Below are 17,150 nucleotides of genomic sequence, written 5' to 3' on the forward strand. Positions count from 1 at the left end.
GTCATTAGTCATTAGTCATTAGTCATTAGTCATTAGTCATTAGTCATTAGTCATTGGGCATTGGCCAAACAGGGCAATTCAATTTTGGATTTTGGATTGACGATAGCGCCACAAAGAGCGAGTCAGACGCTACGCGAACGCTATCGAACGTCTTTTGGATTAAATTTCAATTCTTTAATCCAAAATCTAAAATCTAAAATCTAAAATTCTTGCTCCCCGCCCCTCTCTCATTCTACGGGCAACGCGGATGAATGCCTCCTTGAGTACAAATGTACGCTAATTGCTTGGCATCTAAATTTTTGGCTTGAGAAAAATCAACCCCTTGGACTACGGCAGATACTGAGCCTAAATCTGGGGTTTGGACAAATTGATCTGCTGGATCTTGTTTGCTAGGGGCGAGAATTGCCCCCTTAAAATCTGCTCCGGCGACATTTGCCCCTCGTAAATCTGCCTGACTTAGGTCGGCATTTTGCAAATTAACGTTTTCCATCTGGGCAGAACGCAAAACAGCACCAGCTAGACGAGTGGCGCCCAGGTTAGCATTGCTGAGATTAGCACGATCCAAATAGGCTCCTGATAAATCTGCTCCTTGCCAATCAGTGTTAGTTAAGTTGGCAAAGGATAATTGCGTTCCTATAGCACTAACGCGACCTAAACGCGCGGCGTACAGATTGGCTTCGTTCAAGTTGGCATCGCCTAAATCTGCTCCAGTCAGGCTGGCTCTTTCCAAGACTGCGTTCCGCAGATCGGCTCCTACTAGTTGAGTGCTGTTGAGTTTAGCGTCAAATAAACGCGCGTTGGATAAGTTGGCTCTGTTGAGAGTGGCGCGGCTCAAATCGGTACGGTTCATCAAGACGCGACTGAGATTAGCATCAGTAAGATTAGCTTGCTGCAACTGAGCTTGGCTTAAATCAGCGATCGCATCGTCGTATGTATCCCAGCGTCCATCTTCACCCACACCCCGAAAGCGGCTACCTTTCAAACTAGCTTGGTTAAGATTTGCAGATTTTAACTTAACTCCTGATAAATCAACGTTGTCTAATACCAAGCTGAAGAAGGAACTTCCTGGAGTACCGCTTTGACCTAATTGGCTGCGACTAAGGTCAACGCCGTCGATTTTACCACTGTAAACAGAGAGAATCTTGTTGATCGTCGTCTGATTTCTTTGTAGCCGCCCTTGCCGTAATTCCCGCTCTTGGGTTGTAGTACTACCCACAGACTCCAGTTCACCCACCAAAAACTGATTCTTATTTTTTAATTCGGGGATGGCTTTGGGCCCGACAGTTGTTAAAGCTTGTTGAACCGTATCCAGGAGGCTAGGGTTGGTTTCGTTAACTAATAAATCCGCTAGAAATTTAATCGACTGTGGGTCATCAAGACTACCCATAGCCAGAATTGCACTTTGGCGTTGCTCATTAGTCGCCCCAGAGTTGGGACTGGCTTGTTTGACGAGTTCGAGAAACTGTTGGCTGTTGATTTGCTTAGTTGTTCGCTGGGATTGTTGAATTTGGATATAAACTTGAGTGCCGATTAAAGTTGCCAACACAGCAGTCATGCTCGTAAGCCCTACCCCAAACAAGGTAAGATTAGGATTTTGCTGTATCCGCCGCCACAGATTTGGCGATTGGTTGGTTTGAGATACTACTAATTCTTCATTTGCCTCCTGCCATTCTTCTGCTTCATGATTACCGTCAGCAGACTGAACTTGTTTGTTGCTAGCTAAGAGTCCATCTATTGTATAAGTGCCTGCAAGTTGATCATGGAGTGCGCGACGTCCCTGGCGCGACGGTAAGCCAATCCCTTCACCCACAATCATTAACAAAGACAAAAATGTGAATAATCCTAAATTCGGAAAAGCAAAGCTGTAGCGCCACAGCAGATAGGCGATGGAAATGGGTACAGTCCAACGCCCAACTCCTTCTCTAATCACAACTGCTGCCAATCCGGGCGCTGTCCCTTCCTCGTTAACAACCCGCAGTTTTAACCAACGTTTAGGAATTGTGCTACCAGTCTTAGCCAGTAAATACAATTGCCACCACGAGAGAGTTACAGGCGCTAATAAGGCGATTGTCCATAAAATATTAGTGGGCCATGCGACGTTAGGGATGCCATAGCTCACAGGCAGAGCCAGGGGTCTGGCGATCGCTCTTTGTGTTACTACCAGCACCGGGTTAAGCGGTACTCGGTTCAAATCGCTTCTAGAATTGGCATAGACACCAATGCCAAAGGGAATCAACCCACTAGTAACCACTAGTGTGATTTCAGCCGCCCAAGCTGCAAAACGCCTACTTGCTAGCAACAACGACTTGGCTTTTTCCGGTTCTTTTGACTGACCAGATTGATTAGTACTTCTCCTGACAATTGGTGTCGTCATCGCATAATTCCCTTCGATATTATTTCTACGCCGCGATCGGCACAATTAAAATAGACTAAGCTAATCGGCAAAAAGAAAAGCATGTTGAAATAGAATTTAAGGGTTATGAGAGTCAGGAGCCGTGTGTATTCTGGCTCCTGACTCTCACAACTCCGGGCAAAGTGGCAAGTAAGTGCATATCAACTTATTACTTACGTTGAAAGCTACTAGACACAAAAAATTTGTATCCAACATACACTAAGACTGCCAAAAGTGCCAGAGTAATTGCAGATGCAACTAGTTTAAACACTGCTTGCAGCATCGCCAAGCCCAATAGCACCGTCACAGCCGAAACTACTAGCTTTTTAGCCCCAGATAAGCTCTTGAACCAAATTTGAAATCGCTCCAGTTGCAAGTTCAAGTTGGCAAAAATAGACTGAGACGTTTGTTCTTGTGGTTGGGGAACCACCCCAGGTGGGGAATTAATCTCTGCTTGTAGCTGATCGAGGCGACGCTGTAAGTCTTTTTCTGGTTGAGGATTCATTAATCTTTTCTACCTCGGCTAAGTCACTTATTCAACAACAGATCAACCAAATTCTATTTTTGGTGGTTGTCTTAGTGATTTTAGCTAATCTCTGTATGTGCAAGAACTTTTTGGGCAGATAAAATTTATGATGATGATTTTTATATTACTGGCATGTTACGGTTTGAAATGCAGAATATACGGTGAAATATTTTGGTGTAAAAGTGCAACCAAACATCGATAATTTCTACGATTGATGGTTTCTAAACACATGAAATCTTCACAAACAATCCTGAACTCGATGGTATTAGGTTATACGGCAGCTTTTGGAACCAAGATGGATTGCTGTCGTCAATTAAATCACTACTGCATAACAATATTGCTCTAAAAAATCCTGGAGCATTAATTAAAATGAAGACGCTTAGGCTACTTGCAATTGTTCCCACAGCTTTGGCGATGAGTTTGGTTTTCACTGAGGCTAATTTGGCACAGCCACCAACAACCCAAATTAATCGGAATTTCCAACCAGATCCATTGATTTTGAAGGGAAAGTCTGGAGGAACTATCAAAAGTAATTGTGGCAATATTACCACTGAACCTAGTCAAGTTATCCAGGTTACAGAGTCACTACCTTATTTACGATTAACGGTAGAGGGACAAGGGAAGCCAACGCTGTTGATCGACGGGCCTGGGGGGCGCTTTTGTGTAATGCCAGATAGCTATTCTGGAGACAAGCCAGAACTGTCTGGTTACTGGCAGGCAGGAAAATACTCGCTGCATGTGGGCGAATTATCCCAACGAGAGTATAGCTACACCCTCTCAATCTCGCAAAAAAATAAATAGTCATTAGACATCTGGTGAAATTAAATATGCGTTATCTATAACCCTTGTAGAGACGTGAAATTTCGCGTCTCTACATTCTTTTTCGGAGATGTCTATTAGTCATTTGTCCTTTGCTAATAACTAATGACCAATGACTAATCTTCCAGTGATTGGGCTGGAACTTCGACAGCAGTGACATCAATTGTGCCTTCTGGTGTAAATCGCTGAAAATGACTATTTTGTACTAACAGTGATTCCCCACAGTTAGGACACTGCAACTGACTGTTATTTAAACCTGTAAATTCATATCTACAGACGGGACACTGATCAGCAACCAAGTTGCGTCGCAGCCACCAACGAAAGCCAAAAAAAGCCACAACGGGTGCCAACAACAACAACGCGAAAATAATTAGCAACGAATTAACCAACCAACCCAAGCCCAGTGATGCCAGTAACCAAATAACTGCCAGCAGGGTGAGCCAAGGGCGGAGATTTAAAAGATTCAATTGAAATGACTTAAAGCTCATTTTTTAAAATTCGTCCTGCTCTCCTTCTAGGATAGCGATTTTAGTCATTGGTCATTTGTCATTTGTCATTGGTAATTTGTCCTTTGGACTTGATTACTGAGGATAGAAGTATTTTTTGCAAGTGCTGTTGGAAGGCATCTATGCCAAATAGAGCGATCGCTTGTTCTCGCAGCCACTCTCCGTCACATCGCTGGTCATCCCCTTGAAGCATTTCTATACAAGCGGCTGCTACAGCATCAAAACTGCGATGTGGTACTCGCCATCCCAGTTTACCATCCTGCAAGGGGTCGGCAGAGCCATCATCGTCACCGGATAATACAGGCACTCCACAAGCCATCGCCTCCAGATAAACAATGCCAAAGCCTTCTTGCGAAGGCATAATATAGGCATCAGCAAGGCGGTAATGTTCTATTAATTCTTCTGTGGCAACGAAACCAGCAAAGACGACGCGATCGCTCACACCTAAATTTTTTGCTAGCTGCGCTAATCGCGGTTGGTCATCACCGCGACCAATTACCAAATATTTCACTTCTGGGAAAACCTGAGCGATTTGTGATAATGCCCGAATCGTGACATCTACACCCTTGTAAATATCCCCTGACCATAACCGCGCTACGGTCATTAACACTTTTGCACCACTTAAGCCATACTTCTGGACTAATTCTGGCTGCTTGGAACCAGGAGTAAATTTATCCCCATCAATTGCACAAGGCATCATTTGTACCATTTTGGGGTTTAGACCATTAGCAACACAAGCGCGATCGCGGCTATAGCGACTAATTGTCCAAATTTTATCTGCTGATGTCAGGGCGCGACGTTGTTGATTTTTGAGCGGTTCCCAGACTTCTTTTCCGTAAGTTAGCACGGTGTAAGGAATCCCCAAGGGCTGGCAAAGAGTTTGGATTAATACTGCTAACTTAATATGACCGCAGAAAACTTGCTGCGGACGCCTTTGCAACAGACACTTAAGTAAAGCTGCTGCCATTTGTAGTCTTCCTATTTGGGGAGACTGATTTTTAAAGTAATTAAATTTTAAGTTCTCGTCTTCAAACGGATTTGAGCTATCAGGACTATCTCGCAGCAAAAAGACTTCTGCCTTGTAGGGTTGGCTCAATCCCAGATAGGCGCGAAAAATATCTTTTATATATGATTGAATACCACCTTCGTGGGCAAAAATCTCTAAAAACACGAAGACATGGTTAGTTTTTTTGTTAACTTTATTACCTAACTTGAGGTTTTCTGTCACTGTAGTGATAAGCATATTAAATTATACTCGCAGTCAGGGCGCGATCGCACCGTTTTGTAACCGTTGTAAATCTGCTTTTACCAAAAAAGTATTCCTGTAATTAGGGTGTCTTGGTCATATGTCCCGTATTTCCTCTATCTCTTTAAGCACTAATTAAGCACTAAATGGCACTTTTTGGACAACAAAAAATAACACTCTCAACATTGCTAACAAATTTTAACAAGGGAGCTGGTATAACTCGAATGTTCTCTTTACTGTATTCATTAATTCTTTTTATACAAAAATATTCTTTGAGGCTTTACAAAAAAATCATAATAAATAAGCAATCTTACGTAAAAAATATATTACTCTAATCCAAATCATATTGAAAAAAGAGTACACTCTTATCAATCAAATAACTATATATTTGATTACAGACTCCTTCTGCTTTCAAGTGAGGAGCTCAACTTTGGGCAAAATATCTGTACCCTTACGGTGAAGCAAGCTACGCGTAGCGGCGACCATAAAAGAAGTTTTGTTTTTCGTACTCCGAAGTATAAGCAAGCTAAGTCCAGCCTCTGGTAGAGAAGACAGTGCCTCGCACGGTGCTGGTACTCTTTCCCTGGGCTTTGCCTGCGCTCAAAACCTAAAATTGGCGTCAGAAGTATTCTAACCTTCCTTTACCTTTGACTGTTTAACTTTTATTTTTGTGTTTCTACAGAGTATTTGACGATGAGCAGGCAATTTCTACCATCGGCACCACGTTCGTATACAACACGGTCAGCCAGCCGCCGCAGGAGAAACCATCCATACCCGCCTACTTGTAGAGTACCTGGGGCTGGTTCTGCGATCGCATCAGGATTGAAAGGTTTTCCATAATCCCAAATTCTAATCTCTAGTCGGTCAATCCAGAGATAAACGTTAATCTCAATGGTTGTTTCCGGGGGTAAAGCGTGATGAGCATGACGAACAGCGTTGGTAAAGCCTTCTGCTAATGCTAAATTCAGACGATCTAGTTGGGTTTTTGACCAGCCAAGTTGAGACAAATGTTGCAGACAAAATTGCTCAAACCATTCTTGCACCTGGTTTAGCAGACTGAGTTCGCTCTTAACCGTCAGATGATCCTGCTGCACTATGCTAAGAATTAACTGTGACTTGAATATAAATAAACCCAAGTTACTAGTTATTAAATTTTGCACTATTCGCAAAATTTCTCTGACATAGAAAAATCTAAATTGACATATTTTGTGTACCAAAATACAAAACATGAACGATTTTGGCATTTCGAGGGTTGTAACTAGCAACTTACGTTGAGTAAGTAAAAAATGTTTGTATTTGTTGACTTTTGATGATTTAAGATTTTGGAATAGCTTTTCAATCCAAAACTTAAAATCTAAGATCCAATCTGAACTATTGAATCAGAATTCAGAATTCAGAATTCAGAATGCTATCAATGGGGGATTTTGCGCCAAGTGCGGTCTTTTTTGATCCGTGAGAGGCTGATGCCTACCGTAAGATGCCCATACCCCTACTAGACAAGCAAGCTACGCGTAGGTCTCCTGTCTTGAGAAGGGCTGTAGGGAGAAGACCGCACTCGCTCCTCCTGAATTCTTTCCTGTGAAAATTGACGCCTGGTGATTTTTTTCAAAAGCACATCTGCATATGCTCTTGAAATTCACAGGCGTCAAAGTACTTTCTGGTGACTAATTTAGAATAGTCCCAAGGTCAAAGATTTATCCAATGGCAAAGCAGCACCAATACCCAGCCACAGGGTGACAAGGGTACCAAAAAGGAATACTGTAGTTGCAACTGGACGGCGGAAAGGGTTTTGGAATTTATTGACGTTCTCAATAAAGGGAATGAGAATCAGTCCGACTGGTACTGAACCCATTGCTAACACTCCTAAAAGCTTATTAGGAAGCGATCGCAAAATCTGGAAGACTGGATATAAGTACCACTCCGGCAAAATTTCCAATGGTGTGGCGAAAGGATTTGCTGGTTCACCGTTCATGGCGGGATCTAGCACAGCTAGAGCCACAATCGCAGCGAAGGAACCCATGATTACGATTGGAAATACGTAAAGTAGGTCATTAGGCCAAGCGGGTTCACCATAGTAGTTGTGACCCATGCCTTTAGCAAGTTTGGCTCTTAACTGAGGATCGTTCAGGTCAGGTTTTTTTTGTGTTGACATTTTGAAATATGCTCTCCTGCTTAAGTTAAATTAAAGCATTTGTGAAAGCTATCAGCTACTATGCAACCAGCAGGCGGCAAACAGCATTTGTCTATCTACGGTCAGCCGCCTGGAGGGTCTTTATAGCTTTAGGCTTCAGATACAAGTGTTTATTTTTTGGAACTTATGTACAATTAATTTTTTGTGTTTCATAAGTTTAAAATAAACAACTTCATCTGGGAACTGACAAATATTGCCTTTCGCTAATAGCTAAGATTACAAAGGACCGGAAATGCCTTGCTTGCGGATCATCAAGAAGTGAAACAGCATGAAGACTGCAATCAACCAAGGCAGAACAAAGGTGTGGGCGCTATAGTAACGAGTTAGTGTTGCTTGACCAACACTAGAACCGCCGCGTAGCAGGTCGGAGATCAGAACGCCAACCACCGGAATTGCTTCTGGTACGCCGCTAACGATTTTCACAGCCCAATAGCCAACTTGATCCCAAGGTAGGGAGTAGCCAGTGACTCCGAAGGAAACGGTAATCACAGCCAGGATGACACCACTTATCCAGGTTAATTCACGAGGCTTTTTGAAACCACCAGTCAGGTAAACCCGGAAGGTGTGCAAAATCATCATCAACACCATCATGCTGGCAGACCAGCGATGGATGGAGCGAATTAGCCAACCGAAGTTTACTTCAGTCATGATGTACTGCACTGAAGAGAAAGCTTCAGTTACTGTTGGCCTGTAGTAGAACGTCATGGCAAATCCAGTGGCAAACTGGATGAGAAAGCAAACCAGGGTAATTCCACCCAGGCAGTAAAAGATATTGACGTGGGGAGGGACGTACTTGCTAGTGACGTCTTCAGCGAGTGCCTGAATTTCTAGGCGTTCCTCAAACCAGTCGTAAACGTTGGCCATACAATCTCAAGTTCCTAAAAGTCGGTTGCGGTTGATAAATTCCGAAGTTCTGAATCGGCAGAAGCCTTGGCTCAGACTTCTCTCCCAATTAGCAATTTTGGGATTTTAGTAAGGGGGAGTTTTTTTACTTGTCAGCTTTGGGCGTGCTAAGAGACTTCAGAAACTTTACACTTTTTGACATACTCCCCAGAATCAGCTTGCCTAACGGCACGCGCAAGGGACGCTAAATTTGGGGGATTCTAGGCTCAAACAGCAATTGCAGGCATAGCCTGTCTGACATCGCCTAACCAAGTGTTTTCGTTGTCCCGACTGCACAAAGGCTGAATAAATTCAGCCTGTTTGCTTATATCCCCCGGTTAGAAACGGCGGGCTTTACGCATCACGCCCCGTAAAGACGGAATATATTGCGATCTCTTGACGTCCCTACACATAAAATGGTGGACACAAAGTAGATTTTATCCTTTGGTGAGTGGATACGATGCCTCAGTTGACTGAACAACTTGATGAGAAAAATGCACCACTTCTATAAAAAAAGTAACATAATCGAGAGATAGATTTCATCAACAACAGGGCAAGTGGGCATTATCTAGGCAATTTGGGTTGATGTGGAATTGATAATGGGGTTCATGAATAAACAAGTCTTTCGGGTTGGATTTTCATTGTTAATGGCGTTTTGGTTGGTGTTGGGTACGCTGACCCAGCCAGCGGTAGCTTTGACGACGGAACAAAAGCTGGTTTCGGAAGTTTGGCGAATTGTTAATCGCACTTATCTAGATGAGACGTTTAATCATCAAAACTGGGCGGCAGTCCGGCAAAAGGTTCTGGAGAAGCCTCTCACCGACTCAAATGCCAGTTATACGGCAATTGGGACGATGCTTAAGAGCCTCGATGATCCTTTTACCCGCTTTTTAGATCCGGAACATTACCGTAGCTTACAGGTTAATACTTCTGGAGAACTGACTGGGGTTGGATTGCAAATTGCCTTGAATCCTGAGACTGGAAAGTTGGAAGTAGTGGCTCCCATCGCTGGTTCACCAGCAGATAAAGCCGGAATTAGACCACGCGATCGCATTCTCAAAATTGAAGGCGTTTCCACAGAAAATCTCACCCTTGATGAAGCTGCGACCAGAATGCGCGGGCCGAGTGGCAGCCTTGTAACTCTGGTGATCGAACGAGACGGAAAGACAGAAACGGAAATTAGATTGACACGCGATCGCATTGCTCTTAACCCTGTGGTCTCAGAATTACGTGTTTCCACTGAGGGTAAACCAATTGGCTACCTTCGCCTGACTCAATTTAATGCCAACGCCTCAACGGAATTGGCACACGCTATTTCTAGTCTAGAAAAAAAAGGCGCTGCTGCCTACATTCTGGATTTACGAAATAATCCTGGGGGACTATTGCAATCAGGAATTGAAATCGCCCGTCTGTGGTTAGACTCTGGCACTGTCGTCTACACTGTTAACCGACAAGGCATTCAGGGTAGTTTTGAAGCCTTTGGGCCAGCCCTGACGAACAATCCTCTGGTGATTTTGGTAAATCAAGGAACAGCTAGTGCCAGTGAGATTCTCGCTGGGGCACTCCAAGATAATGGTCGTGCCCAACTGGTAGGCGAAACCACCTTTGGAAAGGGCTTAATTCAATCCTTATTTGAATTATCAGATGGTTCGGGCTTGGCAGTCACAATTGCTAAGTATGAAACTCCTCAACACCGGGATATTAATAAACTAGGTATTAAGCCGGATAAAGTGATTTCCCAAGAGCCAATTAACCGTGAACAGATTGGCACCGAAGCGGATCTGCAATATCAAGCAGCATTGGAACTTTTGGTTAAAAACTCAGTGATGGCGGGAAAGGCGTAAAGAGTTAGGAGTTAGGAGTTTGCCTTGTTCCCAGTCTCTGACTGGGAATCACCCTCAAAAGCAGAGTTTTCCAGCACACGCAACAGCTTTTGTGCTGAACTTGCTTTTTTTCAGTAACTATGAGATATTTTGTCTGAGATTGAAAATACTGTATTCCTATCGAATTACTGAAAATTCTTGCTAAGTAGCAGGGTGTATAAACTTATTGACATGAATTTAAGTTTTTTCAGAAAGCATCCACTATTGTTTGTGATCATAACTTTCTTTGGGCTTTTTTTCAGTAGTACAGTAGTTGCTGCCAACTTAAAATTATATTTCGCTGCTCAGAAGTCTGGGTCAGTACAATCAGCAAATCCTCAAGCTATTGCGATCGCAGATCAACAAGTACCTGTAGATAAATTACTAAAATTGATCCAGCAACGATTGCTAATTGCACATAATGTAGCCCGGTGGAAATGGAATCACAAACGTCCTATTGAGGATCTAAAGCGGGAACAAGAGTTACTATTAAAGGTTAGGCAACAAGCGACAACCCATAGTCTAGAACCTGATACAGTTGCAGCATTTTTTCAAGGACAAATAGAAGCAGGAAAACTCATCCAAACAGTTGATTTTCAAAACTGGCAAAAGCAAGGCATTAAATCTTTTCCTAACGTGCCAGACTTAAACCAGACATTGCGACCATCGTTAGATAAATTAAACACAGAATTTGTCTTTGCTTTAAAAGAACTGACTCCTGTTCTAGGTTGTCCGCAGATACGGCAATTAATTCAGTCACGTTCTCAGGTAATTATTCAGGGAGATGGTATTGATCAGCGAGTGCAGACCCTAGCAATTTCACCCCTGCTGCAATTTCAAAGCGCTTCTTGCAAAGTGGGTAACTTCCGTTGATCGGGTTAGCGACAGCTAATGCCAATTATGTATGAAGATGTGCCAAATTATCCATCCGATTGTACTGCCTGGGCTAACTGCTGCACAAAGGCTTGATGTTCGATAGAATTCACTCCTGCCTGCAATACGGTTAACACCTGTTGCATATCCCCCGCCAGCAAGGCAGATTGATCTAACCACAATCCTGGAAAGACTTGACTTTGAATCACACCTGCCGCATCGGGGTGCAGATTTATGTACTCTCCTGCTTCTAGGTAAAACCAATCGATGCGCTGCTCAAACACCTGCCACACAAAGTACTCCTGTATTCCATTCCGCCGATAAGCACGTTTTTTGTCACCCAGATCGATCGTGGCACTACTAGCGGCAATTTCTGCAACCAGTTCTGGCGCTCCCTCCACATAACCATCCTGGCTCAGGTGCGAGCGCCCACCCGCCTGGGTATCAATCAATAACACCGCGTCGCGTTGGGGTTCATTAGACTTATCCACAAATAAACCTCAAAATAGCTGAAACCCTTACATAGCTGGCTTTTTAGCTTATATAAAACAGGAACCTCTAAAACCCTCTCCAGAGCTAGGTTTCAGCCAAATAAAGTTCTCATTTCCGGATAAGTCTATTGTCCAAGTCAAGGCGAACTGTTGCGTTATCACCAACACGCACTCCTGGGGTGATTGCCTGATAAACTCCTAGCCAGGTTATTACTTTGGCATGAGCTTCGGCGTGTGGTTCAAAACGCAGCGGTGAAGCCATGTAGACAGTTCCTTCAATCAATTCGGCTTTTTTTAGCTTTGGCATGGCGCTGTAGCGCCGCTCAAATTCAAAGCAGGTCAGCCAATCGCCGTTTTCCAATGGGGGAACTGTCAAACGCCAAAGCGAGGAACGAGGCATAATTAGGGCAGCGACAATTTATTTTTATCGTACAATATATAACTGTGATTTTCTGGCTTATGCTGACAACGGTAGCTGAATCGCAAATTTTGTGCCTTTGCCAACTTCAGATTCGACGATGATTTGACCACCATGTTTTTCGACAATAATTTGCCGGGCGATCGCCAGTCCTAATCCTGTACCTTTACCGACAGCTTTAGTAGTAAATAAATGGTCAAATATCTTTTGTTTTACTGATTCACTCATCCCCTTACCATTATCAGCAATGGCAATTTTAACTAGATTATTTTCGACTGAGGTTGTAATTGTAATCCAGTTAGGATTGTCTTTAATTTCCTCAAAACTGCGTTCGTGATTAGATTCATCTAATGCATCAATAGCATTGGCGATAATATTCATAAATACCTGATTTAATTGACCAGGAAAACATTCGAATTGAGGTAAATTACCATAATTTGTGGTAACTTCAATAGCAGGACGTTGTTCATTCGCCTTCAGACGATGTTTCAAAATTAAAATTGTGCTATCAATGCCTTCGTGAATGTTAAATGGTACTTTGTAATCTCTATCAGTACGGGAGAAAGTGCGGAGACTAGTGCTGGTATTTTTGAGCCTGTCACACGCCATAGACATGGAATCAATCATTTTGGGCAAGTCTGATAAGCTATAGTCCAAGTCGATTTCTTCGGCGTGGTCAATGATTTCTTCACTTTTATTGGGTAAACTTGATTGATATAGTGCGAGATGTTCAACAATATCAGCAACAGTGGGTTTAGCTTGTTTCAGACTGGCAGCAATAAAACCAAGGGGATTATTCATTTCGTGAGCCACACCAGCAACTAAGTTGCCCAGTGCTGACATTTTTTCACTTTGGACAATTTGTAATTGGGCATTTTGCAGATCAGTTAACGCTTGTTGCAAATCAAGTGATTTTTGTTGCAAGGCAAGTTCAGCCAGTTTGCGTTCGTGAAGTGCAGCTTGCTGTTCGCTCATATCCAAGAATAATCCATCCCAAACTACTGAGCCATCGGCAAGGTGTTCGATTCGTGATTCTGCGTGAATCCACTTAATAATTCCTGATGGGGTGACAATTCGCCCTGACCAGTGCCAGGAAGATCGGGTTTGAATGGCATCAGTTGTGGACTTTCGATAACTTGCGATGTCGTCTGGATGCACACTATTTTCGAGAAACTCCAAATTGGACATAGCTTGCTCAGGGGTAATTTCGAGCAAGCTGTAACAGTCGGTACTGATGTAGTTCATCGATATTACCCCATCAGTACTCATGCGGTATTGATAAACTACACCAGGAACGTTGTCTACCAGGTGATGGAAGCGAGACTGTGCGGCGTTTAACTCATTCAGTGACTGCTCTAGCTGTTGAGAATACTCTAGCGATCGCTCATAAAGTTGGGCATTTTCCAAAGAAATTGCCGCTTGAGCGCAGAGTAAATTCAGCAGTTCCACACGATCATAGGTAAATGCTCCAGTAACAAGATTGTTTTCTAAGTACAACACACCCAGCAACTTACCTTGATGTAAAATCGGGCTGCACAAGATACTCTTGGGCTGCTGATGAATGATATACGGGTCATTAGCTAAGGTCGGATCAGCCGTTGCATCAAGCAGCACAGCAGTCTGCCTGTTGTGCTTCACTTTATAAATCAGTTTCAGGGGAATGTCCCGGCTGTCCTCAATCGGAAGGCGCTGCAACACAACTGGCTCCGAACCCTCAGTAATTGACCCTTTGATCAGCAGGCGTTCACCTTTGGTGTCGGATTGCGAATCGTCTCGCACGAGCATTAACACGCATTTATTAGCCCCCGCATTTTCGATGGCGATAGAAAGCAACGATGAAACCAGTTTTTCAAGTTCGATTTCGCCTGAGATAGTTTGAACAGTGGTAACGTTTCTTTAATGTGAGCTTTGCGGTGGAGGATAAACACTGCCTGCATCAGTAATACTTCAGGTTTAGCCGCTTTAGCATCGAATTTTGAGACGACATTCAATCCCAACTGACTAAACTGTACTGCTAAATCCACATCTTGCAAGATATTACAGATAATCATGCTATAGCAAGCATAGTTATAAGCTGAAGCAGAAACGTTTCCATACCGCAGGGATAATTTGACTGATAAGGAAGTCAGTAATGGGAACAAGACAGAGCCAGAGAGGTAAGCTGGTGAAATGATGCTGCTGGCAGCCTGGATAATTGCAAGTTTGTTCGCATCACTCATCACCGGAAGGTGAATAAAATCTGCAATTTCCCTGTCCCCAATCAGGTCGCTAATTTCTTGGATTGACTGTTGAATATCGGTTAGTGTGGGTGATTCGGTCATCGTTACACCCAACTGTTGCAGAAGCTGGATGCCGAGCGCAATGGCTTCGGTCAATTTAGCCTGAGAGGTCTTGGCTAAAATTCTAATGCAGTAAACATTGACCTTTTCCAGTAAAGAGTGTGCCTGGCTGATCACCGTCTCAATCAACTGTTCCATCGCCTCAAAGTCACCGCATAGCGAAGCCAATTCAGCTGCCTCGTCATGGAATGATAGAGTCATTTCATATTGCTGCTGCCAAGCTTTTTCTCCAAGTATTGATAATCCAGTACTGGCATATTCACGCCCTACTTGATAGGCGGTGGCACTTTTGGCTTTGCGACAGGCAATCAGATTGAGTAGGGCTAATTCTGATCGTTCTTTGGGTTGGTTAATTAAAGCAGTTCCATAATTTAATTGATTGACTATTTCAAAAATATGGTCAACTCTAGCTGCTGGGGAAATCTGTTGGAGTAGTAGTTGCCCTATTTGGTAATGAGTCGTCTGTTTTTGGTCGTCGGGAATCAGGGAGTAGGCGGCTTGTTGGACGCGATCGTGTAAAAATTTGTATGTAACAGTCTCTTGATTTTCCGGTGCACGTGCAAGACTATCTTGTCCGATATAAAACTTATAAACATCATCCTTCGGTAAAATCAATCTTTCTTGTAATGCTTTCCACAAATCAGCAGCCGTCTCCATTTGAGATTGCTCTGAAACCATTGCCAAAGTTACTAAATCAAACTGATTACCAATACAAGCAGCTAACTGCAATATGTGTTGAGTTGATTCAGGTAGTCTTCGTAATTGAAATGCCATAAAAGCAACAACGTCATCTGTAACAGCAAGACTTGTCACCTGTACAATGTCACATTGCCAACAGGCTAATTCAAAATCAAATTGAATCAGATGTTCTTGATGCAATGCTTTGAGAAACTGTATAGCGAAAAACGGATTCCCTTGAGTTTTTTGATAAACTAATTCAGAAAGAGGCGATGCGAAACTTTCTGGACATTTCAGGGTGTCAGCAACTAATTGATTCACTGTGACTTGACTCAGTGGTGCTAAAGTAATCGTATTAATTGTGAAGAGTGTTTTTTGAATATCGCTCAAAGTCAACATCAATGGATGTCCTGGGTTGACTTCGTTATCACGATACGCGCCAATTAACAAAAGATGATCTGTATCAGCAATCAATAGCTGCATTAACTTCAGCGATGCTGAATCTGCCCATTGCAAATCATCTAAAAACATCACTAATGGATGTTCTAAGCTGCTAAAGACTTGGGTAAATTTTTGGAATAATAAATTAAATCTATTTTGTGCAGATGTTCCTGATAATTCTATGGCGGGTGGTTGTTCACCAAGAATTATTGATAATTCCGGGATGACTTCAATAATTACTTGTCCATTTTCGCCAACTGCTGCTAATATTTTGTTTTTCCATTGCTGAATTTGAGTATCGCTTTCTGTTAACAATTGCTCCATTAGATCCCGGAATGCTTGCACAAATGCCGAAAAAGGAATATTCCGTTGAAATTGGTCATATTTTCCTTTGATAAAATAACCACGTTGCCGCACAATTGGTTTATGAACTTCGTTGACAACCGTAGTTTTACCAATTCCGGAAAAGCCAGCTACCAGCATCATTTCTGTTACACCTTTGCTGACTCGCTCAAATGCTTGGAGGAGTGTAGCGACTTCAGTTTCCCTTCCATAGAGTTTATCAGGAATAAGAAAGCGATCGCACACATTCCTAAGCGCAATTTCAAAGTTGTGAATTTCACCAGAAACTTGTAGCTGATGTAAACAATTTTCTAAATCAAACTTCACTCCTAACGCACTCTGATATCTGGATTCGGCATTTTTTGCCATCAATTTGATCACAATATCTGAAATCACCTGCGGAATTTCTTCCCTTTTCCCTAAAAGTGGTGGTTGTTTTGCAATATGAGAATATACCAACTCCATTGGATCGTTTGACGCAAAAGGTAACTTTCCTGTAAGTAACTCGTAGAATGTCACCCCTAAAGAATAAAAATCAGTTCGGTAGTCAATCCCGCGATTCATTCTTCCTGTTTGTTCTGGGGAAATATAAGCAAGTGTTCCTTCTAACACATTAGGATTAATTAGTGTTTGCGTTTCTCGTGGTAGTAAAGATGCAATACTAAAGTCAATTAATTTAACTTGTTTGGTTTCAGGATTAATTAAAATATTAGCGGGTTTAATATCTTTATGAATAATCCGCTCCCGGTAGAGTATATCTAAGGTATTGCACAGTGCGATCGCAATTCCTAAAAACTGTTGTAGAGACGCGATATATCGCGTCTGGTCAGAGGTGAAATAATTTTTGAGAGAAATCCCCCCAAAGTCTTCCATCACCAGCGCATAGCCATTTTGGTAGGCTTCTAGGCTATAGGTTTGGACGATTAGTGGTGAGTTGAGATTTTTGGCAATGGTGTACTGATTGCGAAACGACAAGAGTTCAGAGAAGCTGGGATAAGGATTTTTCAGCAGTTTAATCACTACTGGTAATAAGTCAGTCTCTCGATACCCTCGATAAACTAGGGTTCTGGAACCATTGTAGAGTTCTTCACTGATGCGATATCCGGGAATACTAACAAAAGTGCTAACCATATTGCTAAATCCT

The 17,150-nt window shown here is 42.7% G+C and carries 12 protein-coding genes and 2 pseudogenes; 3 read left to right on the top strand and 11 right to left on the bottom strand.

The window, feature by feature from the left end:
• Nucleotides 1-232 precede the first annotated feature (232 nt).
• Complete coding sequence (locus PUQ00_RS19295; protein ID WP_300419570.1) at nt 233-2,374, bottom strand: pentapeptide repeat-containing protein; 2,142 nt, start codon at nt 2,372-2,374, stop codon at nt 233-235.
• Nucleotides 2,375-2,561: 187 nt separating this feature from the next.
• Complete coding sequence (locus PUQ00_RS19300) at nt 2,562-2,897, bottom strand: hypothetical protein (protein ID WP_300419573.1); 336 nt, start codon at nt 2,895-2,897, stop codon at nt 2,562-2,564.
• A gap of 390 nt (nt 2,898-3,287) precedes the next feature.
• Here PUQ00_RS19300 and PUQ00_RS19305 point away from each other — a divergent pair, with 390 nt between their 5' ends.
• Entirely contained in the window at nt 3,288-3,719 is a 432-nt protein-coding gene (locus PUQ00_RS19305; protein WP_300419575.1) for a hypothetical protein, read from the top strand.
• A 134-nt stretch (nt 3,720-3,853) separates the two neighbouring features.
• Here PUQ00_RS19305 and PUQ00_RS19310 read toward each other — a convergent pair whose 3' ends face one another.
• From PUQ00_RS19310 to petB, 5 genes are all read right to left on the bottom strand, one after another.
• On the bottom strand, nt 3,854-4,225 hold the full coding sequence (locus PUQ00_RS19310; RefSeq protein ID WP_300419578.1) for a hypothetical protein: 372 nt from the start codon (nt 4,223-4,225) through the stop codon (nt 3,854-3,856).
• A 58-nt stretch (nt 4,226-4,283) separates the two neighbouring features.
• Nucleotides 4,284-5,486 (bottom strand): glycosyltransferase, encoded by a 1,203-nt coding sequence (locus PUQ00_RS19315; protein ID WP_300419581.1) that lies wholly within the window; start codon nt 5,484-5,486, stop codon nt 4,284-4,286.
• 665 nt (nt 5,487-6,151) lie between these two features.
• Complete coding sequence (locus PUQ00_RS19320; protein WP_300419629.1) at nt 6,152-6,595, bottom strand: anti-sigma regulatory factor; 444 nt, start codon at nt 6,593-6,595, stop codon at nt 6,152-6,154.
• A 563-nt stretch (nt 6,596-7,158) separates the two neighbouring features.
• Entirely contained in the window at nt 7,159-7,641 is a 483-nt protein-coding gene (gene petD, locus PUQ00_RS19325) for a cytochrome b6-f complex subunit IV (RefSeq protein ID WP_300419583.1), read from the bottom strand.
• A 255-nt stretch (nt 7,642-7,896) separates the two neighbouring features.
• Complete coding sequence (petB, locus tag PUQ00_RS19330; RefSeq protein ID WP_300419586.1) at nt 7,897-8,544, bottom strand: cytochrome b6; 648 nt, start codon at nt 8,542-8,544, stop codon at nt 7,897-7,899.
• Nucleotides 8,545-9,161: 617 nt separating this feature from the next.
• On the opposite strand from petB, the gene ctpA reads away from it, so the two are divergent.
• Nucleotides 9,162-10,406, top strand: coding sequence for a carboxyl-terminal processing protease CtpA (gene ctpA, locus PUQ00_RS19335; protein ID WP_300419589.1), 1,245 nt, complete (start codon nt 9,162-9,164; stop codon nt 10,404-10,406).
• A 249-nt stretch (nt 10,407-10,655) separates the two neighbouring features.
• Nucleotides 10,656-11,297, top strand: a complete 642-nt coding sequence (gene aroQ / locus PUQ00_RS19340) for a gamma subclass chorismate mutase AroQ (RefSeq protein WP_300419631.1) — start codon at nt 10,656-10,658, stop codon at nt 11,295-11,297.
• Between the two features lie 47 nt (nt 11,298-11,344).
• On the opposite strand, the pseudogene PUQ00_RS19345 reads toward aroQ, so the two are convergent.
• The 4 genes and pseudogenes from PUQ00_RS19345 to PUQ00_RS19360 form a co-directional block, all read right to left on the bottom strand.
• A pseudogene (locus tag PUQ00_RS19345) lies at nt 11,345-11,794 on the bottom strand (Uma2 family endonuclease); the annotation flags it as partial.
• A 121-nt stretch (nt 11,795-11,915) separates the two neighbouring features.
• Nucleotides 11,916-12,188 (bottom strand): annotated as a pseudogene (locus PUQ00_RS19350) (Uma2 family endonuclease); the annotation flags it as partial.
• Between the two features lie 57 nt (nt 12,189-12,245).
• Nucleotides 12,246-14,039: an ATP-binding protein gene (locus PUQ00_RS19355; protein WP_300419592.1), complete on the bottom strand. Its 1,794-nt coding sequence runs from the start codon at nt 14,037-14,039 to the stop codon at nt 12,246-12,248.
• Nucleotides 13,991-17,137, bottom strand: a complete 3,147-nt coding sequence (locus tag PUQ00_RS19360; protein ID WP_300419594.1) for a serine/threonine-protein kinase PknK — start codon at nt 17,135-17,137, stop codon at nt 13,991-13,993. The genes PUQ00_RS19355 and PUQ00_RS19360 overlap by 49 nt, the downstream gene beginning before the upstream one ends.
• Between the last annotated feature and the right edge of the window lie 13 nt (nt 17,138-17,150).

Source organism: Nostoc sp. S13 (genome assembly GCF_029379315.1).
In the GTDB taxonomy this organism is placed as follows: Bacteria; Cyanobacteriota; Cyanobacteriia; order Cyanobacteriales; family Nostocaceae; genus Nostoc.